Source organism: Deferrisoma sp., assembly GCF_054681715.1.
The window spans coordinates 1-12,521 of sequence record NZ_BAAHFQ010000094.1; the positions used below are offsets into that span (position 1 = coordinate 1).

17 protein-coding genes are annotated in these 12,521 nt (G+C 72.7%); 7 read left to right on the forward strand and 10 right to left on the reverse strand.

The genetic code is table 11. The features are described from left to right. Positions 1–442: 442 nt before the first annotated feature. Positions 443–1,843: a M48 family metalloprotease gene (locus tag ACY0I8_RS12390; RefSeq protein WP_461395001.1), complete on the reverse strand. Its 1,401-nt coding sequence runs from the start codon at positions 1,841–1,843 to the stop codon at positions 443–445. Between the two features lie 114 nt (positions 1,844–1,957). On the opposite strand from ACY0I8_RS12390, the gene ACY0I8_RS12395 reads away from it, so the two are divergent. From ACY0I8_RS12395 to vapC, 5 genes are all read left to right on the forward strand, one after another. After that, entirely contained in the window at positions 1,958–2,200 is a 243-nt protein-coding gene (locus ACY0I8_RS12395; protein ID WP_461395002.1) for an AbrB/MazE/SpoVT family DNA-binding domain-containing protein, read from the forward strand. Further along, positions 2,178–2,576, forward strand: coding sequence for a PIN domain-containing protein (locus ACY0I8_RS12400; RefSeq protein WP_461395003.1), 399 nt, complete (start codon positions 2,178–2,180; stop codon positions 2,574–2,576). The genes ACY0I8_RS12395 and ACY0I8_RS12400 overlap by 23 nt, the downstream gene beginning before the upstream one ends. Positions 2,577–2,804: 228 nt before the next feature. Beyond that, positions 2,805–3,359 carry a BPSL1445 family SYLF domain-containing lipoprotein gene (locus ACY0I8_RS12405; RefSeq protein ID WP_461395004.1) on the forward strand — a complete coding sequence of 185 codons (555 nt, stop codon included), beginning with the start codon at positions 2,805–2,807 and terminating at the stop codon, positions 3,357–3,359. A 195-nt stretch (positions 3,360–3,554) separates the two neighbouring features. Then, entirely contained in the window at positions 3,555–3,770 is a 216-nt protein-coding gene (locus ACY0I8_RS12410; RefSeq protein WP_461395005.1) for a DUF2191 domain-containing protein, read from the forward strand. Further along, on the forward strand, positions 3,742–4,158 hold the full coding sequence (gene vapC, locus ACY0I8_RS12415) for a type II toxin-antitoxin system VapC family toxin (protein ID WP_461395006.1): 417 nt from the start codon (positions 3,742–3,744) through the stop codon (positions 4,156–4,158). Before ACY0I8_RS12410 ends, vapC begins: the two co-directional genes overlap by 29 nt. A gap of 31 nt (positions 4,159–4,189) precedes the next feature. Here vapC and ACY0I8_RS12420 read toward each other — a convergent pair whose 3' ends face one another. The 9 genes from ACY0I8_RS12420 to tsaD all read right to left on the reverse strand — a co-directional run bounded on the left by ACY0I8_RS12420 (position 4,190) and on the right by tsaD (position 10,854). After that, on the reverse strand, positions 4,190–4,591 hold the full coding sequence (locus ACY0I8_RS12420) for a c-type cytochrome domain-containing protein (protein WP_461395007.1): 402 nt from the start codon (positions 4,589–4,591) through the stop codon (positions 4,190–4,192). After that, the gene (locus tag ACY0I8_RS12425) at positions 4,588–5,577 is read right to left on the reverse strand and encodes a hypothetical protein (protein ID WP_461395008.1); all 990 of its coding nucleotides are present in this window, start codon (positions 5,575–5,577) and stop codon (positions 4,588–4,590) included. Before ACY0I8_RS12425 ends, ACY0I8_RS12420 begins: the two co-directional genes overlap by 4 nt. A gap of 302 nt (positions 5,578–5,879) precedes the next feature. Next, positions 5,880–6,569, reverse strand: coding sequence for a hypothetical protein (locus ACY0I8_RS12430; RefSeq protein WP_461395009.1), 690 nt, complete (start codon positions 6,567–6,569; stop codon positions 5,880–5,882). After that, entirely contained in the window at positions 6,566–7,216 is a 651-nt protein-coding gene (lipB, locus tag ACY0I8_RS12435) for a lipoyl(octanoyl) transferase LipB (protein WP_461395010.1), read from the reverse strand. The genes ACY0I8_RS12430 and lipB overlap by 4 nt, the downstream gene beginning before the upstream one ends. Further along, a complete protein-coding gene (locus tag ACY0I8_RS12440) occupies positions 7,213–7,464 on the reverse strand; it encodes a biotin/lipoyl-containing protein (RefSeq protein WP_461395011.1) in 252 nt (83 codons plus the stop codon). The genes lipB and ACY0I8_RS12440 overlap by 4 nt, the downstream gene beginning before the upstream one ends. Then, positions 7,461–8,105, reverse strand: a complete 645-nt coding sequence (locus tag ACY0I8_RS12445) for a lipoyl protein ligase domain-containing protein (RefSeq protein ID WP_461395012.1) — start codon at positions 8,103–8,105, stop codon at positions 7,461–7,463. Before ACY0I8_RS12445 ends, ACY0I8_RS12440 begins: the two co-directional genes overlap by 4 nt. Beyond that, the gene (locus ACY0I8_RS12450; RefSeq protein ID WP_461395013.1) at positions 8,102–9,025 is read right to left on the reverse strand and encodes a homoserine kinase; all 924 of its coding nucleotides are present in this window, start codon (positions 9,023–9,025) and stop codon (positions 8,102–8,104) included. Before ACY0I8_RS12450 ends, ACY0I8_RS12445 begins: the two co-directional genes overlap by 4 nt. 3 nt (positions 9,026–9,028) lie before the next feature. Next, positions 9,029–9,835 (reverse strand): 16S rRNA (adenine(1518)-N(6)/adenine(1519)-N(6))-dimethyltransferase RsmA, encoded by an 807-nt coding sequence (gene rsmA, locus ACY0I8_RS12455; protein WP_461395014.1) that lies wholly within the window; start codon positions 9,833–9,835, stop codon positions 9,029–9,031. Next, positions 9,832–10,854, reverse strand: coding sequence for a tRNA (adenosine(37)-N6)-threonylcarbamoyltransferase complex transferase subunit TsaD (tsaD, locus tag ACY0I8_RS12460; protein ID WP_461395015.1), 1,023 nt, complete (start codon positions 10,852–10,854; stop codon positions 9,832–9,834). Before tsaD ends, rsmA begins: the two co-directional genes overlap by 4 nt. 297 nt (positions 10,855–11,151) lie before the next feature. Here tsaD and lexA point away from each other — a divergent pair, with 297 nt between their 5' ends. After that, positions 11,152–11,754, forward strand: a complete 603-nt coding sequence (gene lexA / locus ACY0I8_RS12465) for a LexA family protein (RefSeq protein WP_459939766.1) — start codon at positions 11,152–11,154, stop codon at positions 11,752–11,754. 103 nt (positions 11,755–11,857) lie between these two features. Beyond that, entirely contained in the window at positions 11,858–12,481 is a 624-nt protein-coding gene (locus tag ACY0I8_RS12470) for a recombinase A (protein ID WP_461395016.1), read from the forward strand. Positions 12,482–12,521 lie beyond the last annotated feature (40 nt).

The window sequence follows — 12,521 nt, forward strand, 5'->3', positions numbered from 1 at the left end:
ACGAGGCCGAGGATTTGACTGAAGAGACTGGCGGTACGTACCATCGGCAGGCCCTCCTCTTGGGTGGTGATGTCTGTGGAGAGCACCACCATACCCGAGACGGAGGGCATTTTTCATGGACCAGGTTCCCCGGTTCGCCGACCCGCCGATTTTCCGCATCAGTTCAGGCTCTCAGGCTTTCTGGCGATAGCGTTCTTGGACACGAGTGGTTTAATCTAGGGTGGTCGCACGCAAAGGTCGAACTTTTCGACGACGACAAAAATGCGGGTGGCGGGCATGCTGGATTGCTCCTAGGATACCACTGGTAGATGCATCCACAATAGCAGCTGGACAAATACGGTTTTTAGCGGGGTGACCACAGCGCCGAGTCGGCAAGCAGGGCCGACTCGGCGCTTTCTCTGTCACGGAGCACAGCCTTTCCCGCATACGCCCTGAGGACCAGTCACTCCCGGCGGGGCCGCCGGTTGCGCAGGGCCCGCAGGGCCTTCTCCACCTCGGCCCTTCGCTCGCCGGGGGGAAGGTGCTCGAGGGCCTGCCGGTAGTGACGGGCGGCCAGGTCGGGCCGGCCCTTCTCCCGGTAGTAGTCCCCCAGCAGGGCGTGGCCCTCCCCGAGCTTCCCGGCCTTCCCCAGCGCCATGCCCCGGTAGTACGGAAGCTCCGCCCATCCGGGGTCGAGCCGCGCGAGCTCGTCGTACACGGCGAGCGCGTCCTCGCCCCGCTCCGCCTCGAGATAGGCCCATCCCAGGTCGCGCAGGGCCGGCGCCGTGGCCCGGCCCTCGGTCCGCAGGCGCTCGAGCAGCGAAACCGCCTCCTCGGTCCGGCCTTGCCGGAGCCAGGTGGCCGCCCGCTCGTGGAGGACCTCCGGATCGCCCGGGGCCAGGGCCTCGGCCCTCCCCAAGGCGTCCAGGCCCTCCTCGTAGAGGCCCCGCTCCCGCACCAGGAGTGCGAGGCCGAGCCACGAGGCCGGCCGGCCGGGGGCCTCCCGGGTCCGCTGGCGGAACAGGTCCTCCCCCCAGGGCCTCGGGTCCTCCACGAGCACCCGGGCCTGGACCCGCCACAGGCGGTCCGGGTCGGGCGGCGGGATCTCGGTGCCCGGAGGGATCAGATCCGCGAGATACACGGACCGGTTTTCCGGCAGGGGGTGGGTGAAGAGGTAGGCCGGCACGCCCTCGGGGGTGGGCGAACTGCGCCGGATCGTCTCCATGAACCGCACGAGCCCCCAGGGGTCGTAGCCGGCCGCCACTAGGGCCCGGGCGGCCCGCCGGTCGGCGTCCTCCTCGTCCTCCCGGCTGTACTGGAGCATTTTGGCCTGGGCGCCGGCCACCCCGAAGGTGGCGATGGCCGCCCCGGCCTTGGGGTTCCCCAGGAACGCCCCCGCCAGCACCGCCGCCATCGCCCCCAGGTTCACCTTGGCGGCCTTCTCCATGCGGTGGGCGATGTGGCGGCCCTCCACGTGGCCGATCTCGTGGGCGATCACGCCCGCGAGCTCCGCCTCGTCGGCGCTCGAAAGGATGGTCTGGCTCGTGACGAACACGTGCCCCCCCGGCACCGCGAACGCGTTGAGCCGCGGGTCGGCCACCACGTGGAACCGAAGGTCGAAGGTGTCGGCCCCCATGGCCCGGGCCACCCGGGTTCCGAGGTCGCGGAGATACCCGTCGAGGTAGGGGTCGTCCAGCACCCGGAACTCCCGGCGCACCTGGGCCACCACCCGTTCCCCGAGCTTTCGCTCCTCGGCCCGGGTGAGCGCGCCGCCCCCCGCCGGCCGCGCCCCGGCGCAGGCCGCGATGGCCGCGGCGGCCACGAGCCCCCCCAACCAAAATGTGAGCCGTGTCTTCGCCACCATGCGGGCAGGGTACCGGACACTTCCTGCCCGCGCCAAGGGGGGCAACCGGCGGTCCCGGAGTCCCGATTGACTCCCCCTCCTTACCTAACTATGCTCGAACGTAAGGAGGTCGCCATGCTGCTGAAGGTCACCACGAAACGGCAGGTCACGTTCCCGGCCCACGTGCTCGAGGCATTGGGAGTCCGGCCCGGGGATCGGATCGAGCTCCGGGAGTGCGAGGAGGGATACCTCCTCCTCCCACGGCGCATCGACGAGTCCCGGCTCGCGCCGTTGCGGGACAAGTTACGCAAAGGCAAGGGAACCTTCGACCTGGAAACGTTTCGAAGAGAACCCCATGACCCGTCGCTTCGGGATTGACACCTCGATTCTCGTACGCCTCCTCACCGGCGATCCCGAGGACGAGTTCCGAGCCTGCGTGGAAGCCCTGACCCAAAAGATCGAGGGGGAAGGCGCCGAGGTGTTTGCTTCCAACATGGTGATCGCGGAGGCGTACATCGCGGTCCAGCACCACTACGGCGTGACCAAGGCCGAGGCCCGGCAGGGCCTCCTGAGCGTGCTCCAAAGCGGCCTCGTGGCCCCGCTCAACGGCCGGGGCGTGCTCGACGCCCTCAAGGAAACCGGGGGCTGTGGGTTGGTGGACCGCCTCATCGCCGACGACTACCGGGCGGCGGACCTCCTGACCCTGACGCTCGACCGCAGGATGGCCCGCCTGCCGGGCGCCCGCCGTCTGTGATCCCGGACGTTATTGCTCCGGCGGCTAAACAGGCACACTCCGGGGCATGGGGCTTGCCGGAGCGCCGGGCGTGGCTCCTGCAGCGGCCGGTTGCCGCTCTGACGCGCGGCCGGAAGCAGGCCCCATGCCCTGGCGACTTCCTTGCGCGCCTCTATCGGCGCCGCGTTGATAAGATCGTTCAACGCGCAATGCCCTCGCCATTGCCTCACTCTGGCAGGAGAGACCAGTATGCGTTCGAGATCCCCGAGCTTGTTCTGGTGGTTTGCCGCCTTCCTTTTCCTCTGCCTGACACCCGCCGCCCAAGCTGCCACGGCCCGGGAGATCGACGTAGGGGTGGACGTGGCCCTGGAGCGGTTCCAGAAGGAGGTGGAGGGGGCCGCCGCCTTACTCGGCTCGGCAAAAGGAGTTCTCGTCTTTCCAAAGGTGATCAAGGCCGGGTTCGGCATCGGCGGGGAGTACGGGGAGGGCGCGCTGCGGGTAGGGGGAAAGACCGTGGCCTACTACAGCACGGCCGCGGCCTCCATCGGGTTCCAACTCGGGGCCCAGGTGAAGACCGTGATCCTGCTCTTCCTCACCCAGGAGGCCCTGGACGGGTTCCGGCGCTCCGAGGGATGGGAGGTGGGCGTGGACGGGTCCGTCGCCCTCGTGAACCTCGGGGCCGGTGGAACGATCGACACGACGACGATGAAGAAACCCATCGTGGCCTTCGTGTTCGGCCAGAAGGGCCTCATGTACAACCTGACCCTCGAGGGGGCGAAGTTTACGCGGGTGGGCAAGGACTGAGCCTCCACCAGACAGTCCCCCTACGCCCGGGACAACAGAGAGTGGATTGGGGCCATTTTCACCCCTTTTCCCCGCCCTTCACGGCCGTGGTCCAGATGGCGACCCGCAGAACTTGCCAGCCATCGGTTGACAAGATACAGAATTCTCCTAGGATGACTTGTGCAATTTGACCACACACGGCCCGGAGGTATTCTCATGAGACGGACAACCATCACCGTCCCCCAGGAACTCGTGGACGAACTGGTTTCCCTGGTGAACGCACGGTCCAAGACTGACGCGGTCCTGCAAGCGATCCGGGAGGAGATCCGGCGGCGCAGGAGAGATCGAATACGGGACATGGCCGGTCAACTCGACTTCGACCTGACGGCGGACGAACTGCGTCATGAAGACGACAGAACCGGCCTCCGGTAGGATCCTGGTCGACACCTCGGTGTGGATCGAGTTCTTCCGCGGGCGGGAACCGTGTCGCGCCGCCGTGGATCGGTGGATCCAAGAAGACCGAGTTGTCTGCGTCGGATTGGTGCTGGGAGAACTTCTCCAGGGGGCTCGGTCCCGGCGGGAACAGCGGGTACTCGAAGAGTTCTCCCGCGTGTTCCCGTTCCTCCCCGAAAGCCCGACCCTATGGGCCCAAGCCGGCCTGCTCTCGAACCGCCTCCGGCGCGAGGGGACCACCGTGGGCCTGGCCGACTGCTATCTGGCGGTGTCGGCCGTCGCAGCCGGAGTGCGCATGGCCACCCTCGACCGCCATTTCGACCTCATCGCCCCCGCGGCCGGTCTCCGGCTGGAGCCGATCGGGTGAGCCCGTCCAGCCCGGCGGACCCCACGGGGCTTTACCGGGGGGCGCCTTCGCGGATCCACTCCTCGATACGCCGGATCTCGGCGTCGGACAGGGGGTCGGCGCCCAGGGGCATCAGGGGGCGGTCGCCTCCCTCGGTGATCCGGTCCAGAAGGTAGCTCGCGGCCGGGTCGCCCGGCACCACGCGCTTTCGGTCGGGCCGGCGGTGGGCCGGGGCGTTCACGAGGTCGTCGTAGGCGCGGTCGTCCCCCAGATGGAGCCCCCCGGCCGGGCGGTCGCCCGTGTGGCACCCCGGGCGGGCGCAGTGGGGGGCGAGCACCTCCTCCACCAGGGCCCCGAAGGCCCCCTTGGACGGCGTCGGCGGCTGTTCCGAAACTCCCTGCTGGCACCCCGCCAGGAGGACGGCCGCCGCGAGCCCCACGATTTCCTTTCTCATCCTCCGTCTCCTTTCCCCTGGGCCCGCCAGAGCTCCACGATGCGGGCCAGGACCTCGTCCTTCCTGCGAAGCATCTCGTCCTTGGAGCGGCAACTCACCCGGCCGGCGCCGGCGCCGGGATGGCCGTCGCCGATGTTGAGGGTGCGCATGATCTCGCCCACGTCCTTGGGCTCCCCGGATCGGTTCTGGCGGATGGTGAGCGACATGGAAAACCCCAGGTCGTTCGTTTTGCGGCCGTTGCGAAACGCGCACTCCACCGACACCACGGCCAGGGCCTCGGGGTAGAGCACCTGGGCCAAGTTCTTCCAGACGAAGGGCTTACGGTTGTGGCGGGTGAGATCCACTAGGACGATCGACGGCTCTATGTCGAGCGGCCGGGCATCCTGCTCCAGGAGCCGGAGCATGTTCTCCTCTTCCGCCAGGTAGGCCTCGTAGCGCCGGCGCACCGCCTTGGCCCGGGCCACCTTCTCGAGCCCGTGGTCCCGCAGGGCGTAGACCAGGTTCCGGTAGAACAGGTTTCGCTGGGAGGGCGACCGGAACTCGCCCTTCATGGCGTTGGCCACCACGTGGGCCGGGGTTTCGGCACGCCACTCCTCCACCGAGGCGTAGTCGAAGCTGTCCACCACGTCCACGGCGTCCACGAGCTCGGCGAAATGGTCGGGGAGCTTCCTTCCCTCGTCCAGAAGGTACTGGTACACGACCCGGGCGCAGGACTTCTCGGGGGCGAACCGGCCCGGAATCGAGGCCGGGTCGAGCCCGCGCTCCTCCAGGTCGGCCAGGTTGCCCTGGTGGTGGTCGAACCACAGGGCGCACTCCGCGGGGTACGGCAGGTCGCACACGATGTCCCGGGCGGTCACGGTGGCCCGGGCCTGCTGGATCTGCACCGGGCCCGCGAAAAAGATGCGGTTCACGCCGTAGGCCTTGGAGCACAGGGCGGCCGAGGCCACGCCGTCCAGGTCGTTGTGGGTCACGATGGTTTCGTACATGGGAAGTTCGGTCCTCGCTCCTCGGTCTGCGGTCAACGGTCTGCGGTCGGTGGCCTTCGGCCCGCCGGGCGGCTCGGCTGTCGTGAAACGTAAAGTCGTGAAGTCGTGAATCGTGAATCGTTCGGTCGCTTGGGGCCCCTGGCGAAACAGCGGCCCGGACGAATCCCGCGTCCGTCGAGGAGCGCGGCCCCCCCGTCCGGGGGCTGCGGGCCGCCCAGCCGCCCAGCCGCCCAGCCGCCCAGCCGCCCAGCCGCCTAGCCGCCTAGCCGCCTAGCCGCCCAGCCGCCCAGCCGCCCAGCCGCCTAGCCGCCGGGCCGCCCCGCCGCTACCAGTTTTGGGAACTCCCGGTCGAACCACGCCCGGGCCTCGGCGTGGTCCGGGAACGTCCTTTCCCAGGCCCGGAACCGGGCCCCGTGGCGCCGGCCCTCGGCCGGGCCGTGGCGGGCGTGGAGGAGGTGGTGCACGAGTTCGTGGTGCACCACCGAGGCCACGGCCGCCCGCGGCACCCCGGGCCGGTCGAGCACGGGGTGGACCCGAATCACGGCCGGCGGGCCGGGGCTGTAGGACCCCACCCGCACCACCCGGCGGCCCGGGCTCCGGCGCCGCCCCCAGGAGACCGCCACCGGCGGGAGCCCCCCGAACCCCGGCAGGCGAAGGAGGTCCTCCAGGATCTCGGCGAGGTCGTGGGCCCGGCCCCGGGGCCGCACCACCACCCGCCGCGGCCGGGGTTCGCCCCGGTGCCGGCGGAAGTGCTCCAGGGCCGGCCCGAGCCGGGTTCGGTCCCCGTCCAAGAGAAACCGGCCGAGCCCCTCCCACACCTCGGGCGGGGCGTGGCGAAACGATCGGTGGAGCCGCACCGTGACCTCCCCGGCCGACCGCCGCACCGAAGCGTACACCCGGCGGTTCTCCGTCCACACCCACCGCACCGGCCCCCCGAGGCGTGCCGAAAGGGCCTTCTCCACGGCCTCCCTGCCGCCGACCCGCGGGTTCACCCCTCCGCCTCCCGCCGCAGGTCCCGGAGCCGGACCAGGATCTCCTCGATCAGGGCCTCCCGCACCACCCCCAGGGGCACCGGCGCGTGGTCGGCCACCCGGGTCATGGGCACCCCCACGAGGCCGCAGGGGGTGAAGTGCCGGTACACCCGGGGGTCGTTCGCCACGTTCACGGCGATGCCGTGCCGGGTGATCCAGCGGCGCACGGCCACCCCGATCGAGGCGATCTTGGCCGGCCCCACGAACACCCCCACGGGGTCCCGGCCCGGCCGGGCGGGGATACCGAACCGCTGGAGCGCGGCGGCCCCGGCGTCCTCCAGGGCCCGCACGTACGCCCTGAGGTCCCGGCCCCGGGCCCTCAGGTCCACGATGGGGTAGATCACCACCTGGCCGGGGCCGTGGTAGGTGGCCCGGCCTCCCCGGTCCACGGGCACCACCTCGACCCCCCGGGCCCGCCACTCCTCGGCCGAGAGCCCGGCGTCGCCCGGCTGGGTGGACCGGCCCAGGGTGATCACCGGCGGGTGCTCGAGGGCCAGGAGGATCTCGGGGCCTTCGCCCCGCAGCAGGGCCTCCCCGAGGCGTTTCTGAAGCTCCCAGGCCTCCCGGAACCCCACCCGGCCGAGCCGGCGGACCTTCGGGTCGGTCATGCCCGCTCCGGCCGGATCCGGGCCACGACCTGGTCGGGGGCCACGTCGGCGCCGGCCTCGGCCAGCACCTCCACCACCACGCCGTCCACCTCGGCCTCCACCTCGAACACGGCCTTGTCGGTTTCGACCTCGAACAGGACGTCGCCGTCCCGCACCCGGGCGCCCGGCTCCACGTGCCACGCCACGAGCACGGCCGTGCCCACGTTGTCGCCCAGCCGGGGCACCCTCACCTCCACCAGCGCGCTCATCCGATCTCCTCCTGACGGGCCCGGAGCCCGGCCTCGATCGCCTGCGCCAGACGATCCGCGTCCCCCCGGAACCCGGCCGTCCTGAGGGTGGTCAGGAACTCCCGGTGGGGCCGGCCGCGGCGATAGGCGGGTTCCCGGGGCGGATGGGGAAGATACCGGTCCACGAGGTCGAGGTCCATCTCCACGAGGAGGCTCGCCTGGTAGAGAAACCCGCCCCGCCGGGCGAAGGCGCTCGACCCGAGCACCTTGCGCTCGCCCGCGCAGAGGTCCCCCGTGCCCCGGGGGGCGAGGCGAAGGCCCGCCGCCCCTCCCGCGACCTCGGCCAGCACCTCCACGGTGCGGCGGAGGAGCCTCCCCACCCCCACGGGGCTCTCCAGGGGCCGGGACACGCTCACCACCCAGCACCCGGGAGCGAGGACCACGGTGCCGCCCCCCCCGCGGCGGCGGTACACGGGCACCCGGTCGGCCCGGCACCGGTCGAGGAACACCTCGGCCTCGGGCCGGCCCGACCGGCCGAGCACCACGGCCACCTCGGTCACCGGCCACACCCGCACCCCCCCGCCCCGGGCCAGGACCTCGGCCGCCAGAAGGTCCTCGTCCCAGGCGATGGGACGAACCCCGGGGGCCCCGGATCCCCTCACCCCGTTTCCCCCCGAAGGGCCTCGAGCTTCGCCACGAACTCCCCGGGATCCTTGGGCGCCCCCTCGACCATGGCCCGCCCCGGCAGCCAGGCGCGCTCGATCCGAAGGCACAGGAACCGGAGCGCGGCCCGCCGGAGCCACGGGCCGAGGTCCCGGGGCGGCGGCTCCGGCGCCTCGGCGCCGTAGCCCCGGAGGAACGGCTCGGCGCGGGCCGGGTCCAGGCCCTTCCCCGCCCAGGCCGCGTCCAGGAGCGTCACGGCCAGGTCGTAGGGGAGCGGCCCCCGGCCCGCCATGTGGAGGTCGAGCACGGCGCGCACCTCGGCCGCCCCGGGCGCAAAGAGCACGTTGTCCAGGAAAAGGTCGGCGTGCACGAGGCCCCAGGGCGCCGCGGTTTCGTCCACCCGTTCCTGGTAGCCGGCCTCGTCCCGCAGGAGGGCGGCCACCCCGGGCCGGCCCGCCTCGATCTCCCGGGCGAGCCGCCGGGCCAGCGGCACGAGTTCGGCCGCCGCCTGGGGGCCCCCGCGGCTCACCGGGACGCCCCGGCCCACCCGGTGGAGCCGGCCGAGGCACCGCCCCAGGGCCTCGAGCCGCCCGGGCCCCGGCCGGCGGTCCATCTCGCCCTCGACCCACGGCACCACCACGGCGGGCCGGCCGCACACCACGCCCACGTCCCCCACCGGCGCCGGGCAGGGCACCCCCCCGGCGGCGAGCGCCCGGGCCAACTCGGCCGTCTCCCGGGCCCGCCCCGGCGACTCCCGCTCGAGCAGGGTCAGCACGTACCACCGCCCCCCGGCCCGCACCCGGTAGTTCGTGTTCTCGATGCCCTGCCCGATCGGCTCCATCCGCTCCAGGGCCCCCAGGCCCCGGGCCCGCAGGAACGCCTCGGCCTCCTCCGGCGAAACCGGGGTGTACACCGCCATCGGCTACCCTCCCCGTGCGGCCGCCGCGTTGGCGAGCCGGATCCAGGCCTCGGTCCCGAGTGCCTCGGCCCGCTCCCGCCCGGTAAGGCCGGCCGCCTCCAGGCACCCCGCCGGGTCGGCCACGGCCCCGGCCAGGGCGTTCCGGAGCATCTTCCGGCGCTGGCCGAACCCGGCCCGGACCACCCGCCACAGGGTGGCCTCGTCGGCCAGGGGAACCGCGGGCTCGGCGAGCACGTCGAGCCGGATCACCTGGCTCTCCACCTTGGGCGGGGGGGTGAACGCCCCGGGCCCCACCCGGAGCACGCTGCGCACCCGGCAGAAGGCCTGGGCGAGCACGCTCAGGCTCCCCCGGGCCCGGCTGCCGGGCGGGGCCAGGATCCGCTCGGCCACCTCCCGCTGGAGCATCACGGTGATCGATGAAAACGCCCGGCGGTCCTGGAGCAGCTTGGCCAGAAGGGGGCCGGAGATGTTGTAGGGCAGGTTTCCGGCGAGCCGAAAGCGGCCCCCGGCCCGTTCGGCCAGGGCCGGGTAGTCCACCGCCAGGGCGTCGGCCTCCAGGACCTCCAGCCCCTCCCACCCGAGGGCCCGGAGCCGCTCCACCATCCGGGGGTCGGCCTCCACGGCCCACACCCGGGCGCCCGCGTCCAGGAGCGCCCGGGTGAGCCCACCGGGCCCCGGCCCGATCTCGAGCACGCGCTCGCCCGGGGCCGCGCCCGCGGCCTCGGCGATCCGGCGGATCACCCCCCGGTCGTGGAGAAAGTGCTGGCCGAGGCCCTTTTTCGGGGGGGGAACCGGGGGGGCCGGGCTCACAGGTCCTCCAGGTCCCAGGTGGGCACCGCGTCGAGGTCGGCGCCGGAGCGGTACCCCGTGAGGTAGCGGTGCAGACCGGCCGCCGCCACCATGGCCGCGTTGTCGGTGCACAGCCGGGGCCGGGGCACCACGAGGCGGATCCCCATCCGCCCGGCCAGGTCCGCGGCCCGCCCCCGGAGCCGGCTGTTGCAGGCCACCCCGCCGCACAGCACGAGGGTTTCGGCCCCGGTCTCCTCCACCGCCCGGCGGGCCTTGGCCAGGAGCACGTCCACCACGGCCTCCTGGAACGAGGCGCAGGTGTCCCGGAGTTCGGCCTCGGTGAGGCCCTTCAGGAACTTCTCCCGGTGGGTGCGAACCGCGGTCTTCAGGCCCGAGAAGGAAAAATCGAGGGACGGGTCCGCGAGCATGGGCCGGGGGAACCGGTACGCCTCCGGGTCCCCCTCCCGGGCCAGCCGGTCGATCACCACCCCGCCCGGGTAGCCCAGGCCCAGGAGCTTCGCCACCTTGTCGAAGGCCTCGCCGGCCGCGTCGTCGAGCGTCTGGCCCAGGAGCCGGTAGCCCCCCCGCCGAGGGCTCCAGTAGAGGGCCGTGTGGCCGCCCGATACCACGAGCCCCACGAAGGGGAACCCCACGTCGTGCTCCAGAAACGCGGCCGCCAGGTGGGCCTCCAGGTGGTTGACGCCCACCAGCGGGAGGCCCCGGGCCCAGGCCAGGGCCTTGGCGAACGAGAGCCCCACGAGGAGCGCCCCCACGAGGCCCGGCCCCCGGGTCACGGCCACGGCGTCGAGGTCGGCGAGGTCCACCCCGGCCTCCCCGAGCGCCCGGCGCACCACGGGCACCACGGCCTCGATGTGGGCCCGGCAGGCCAGCTCGGGCACCACCCCGCCGTACTCGGCGTGGAGCGCGGCCTGGCTCGCCACCACGTCGGCCAGGAGGCCCCGCTCCCCGCGCAGCACGGCCGCGGCGGTCTCGTCGCAGGAGGTCTCGACGGCGAGGATCAACGGGTCGGAACGGCTCAAACGGGTCTCCTCGGGGGCGTCCGGCGGGGCAGCGAAACGGCTCGCGACCCGGCCGCCCCCCTTCCCTGTCGCCTGAATTCTGTCCTCTGACTCCTGACACCGGCGCGGGTTCATACCATCCCGCGGCCCGGGCGTCCAGGTCTGCCCCCTTGCATGGCATACATTTGTGTGCTTTACTTCTGCTTGGCGGCGTGGCGGGTCGGTTTCGGCTAGGCCCATCTCGCCGCCAAGGTCTGGAAGCTCTCAGCCTCCCAGCTTTCCAGCCTTCTAGCCTTCCAGCCGACCAAGGAGCGTCCCATGGCCCCCACCCCGCCCGGTGAGACCCGGCAGAAGGTGTTCCGGTTTGTGCGCGACCGCATCCTCGCGGGCCACCCGCCCACGGTGCGGGAGGTCCAGGAGGCCCTGGGGTTCCGGTCGGTCCAGACGGCCCGCAAGCACCTGGAGCGGCTGGTGGCCGAGGGACGGCTCGTGGTGACCCGGGGCAAGGCCCGGGGGTACCGCCTGCCCGGGTCCGCCACCCCCACCGTGCTCGTGCCGCTCCTCGGGCGGGTGCCGGCCGGCCCCACCGACACCGCCGTGGAGCACCTGGAGGGGTACCTGCCGGTGGAGGCCCGGGGGGAGGAACCCGAACTGTTCGCCCTGCGGGTGCGGGGCGACAGCATGGTGGGCGCCGGCATCCTGCCGGGCGACCTCGTGGTGGTCCGACGCCAGGCCACGGCCCGCACGGGCGACATCGTGGTGGCCCGGGTGGGCGACGAGGCCACCGTGAAGCGGCTCCGGCTCACCCGGGGCCGGGTGGAACTCCTGCCCGAAAACCCCCGGCACGAGCCCATCGTGCCCGACCCTGCCGAGGTGGAGATCCTGGGCAAGGTGATCGAGGTGCGTAGAAGGCTGGAGTAGTGCAGTCGTCGGTCTTCGGTCGTCGGTCCGCGGTCGAAAAGCCCCCCGGATCCGCCGTTTGGGGAATCCACCCCTGACACCGGCCGCCCAGCGGAGAATCCCCATGTCCCTTGCTGCGCTTCGCTCGATTCCCGTGGTGCCCGCCTCGCGGCTCGGCCGGTCGGCCTCTCCGGCCGAATGGAGCCTGGAGGGCCTGGCCGGCCGGGTGGTGGAGGTGTCGGGGGGGGCCCACCCCGCCCCCCTCACGGCGGCCGTGCTCCTCGTGCGCGACGCCCAGGCCCGGGGGGAGCCCGTGGCCTGGATCACCTCGGAGGAGAGCGCCTTCTACCCACCGGACGCGGCCGAGGCCGGGGTAGACCTCGACGCCCTGGCCGTGGTGCGGGCCCCCGGCCTCCGGGAGGCCCTACGGGCGGCCGACCATCTCCTCCGGTCCGGCGCCTTCGGCCTGGTGGTGCTCGACCTGGGGGACCGCCGGGACCTCACCCTGGCGGCCCAGACCCGCCTCGGGGGCCTCGCCCAGGAGCACGGCGCCGCCCTCGTGTGCCTCACCCGAAAACCCGACGGGGCCCCCTCCCTGGGGTCGTTGGTGTCGCTTCGGGTGGGAGCCGGCCGGCGGCGGCTCGGGCCCGGCCGGTTCGCCTGCCGGGTGGAGGCGCTCAAGGACAAGCGCCGCGGCCCGGGCTGGGGAAAGGAGGTCCCCTGCCGTGCCCCGGACGGCCTACGTTGAGGTGCCGGACCTGCCCCTCCAGGTGCTCCTGCGGCGCCGG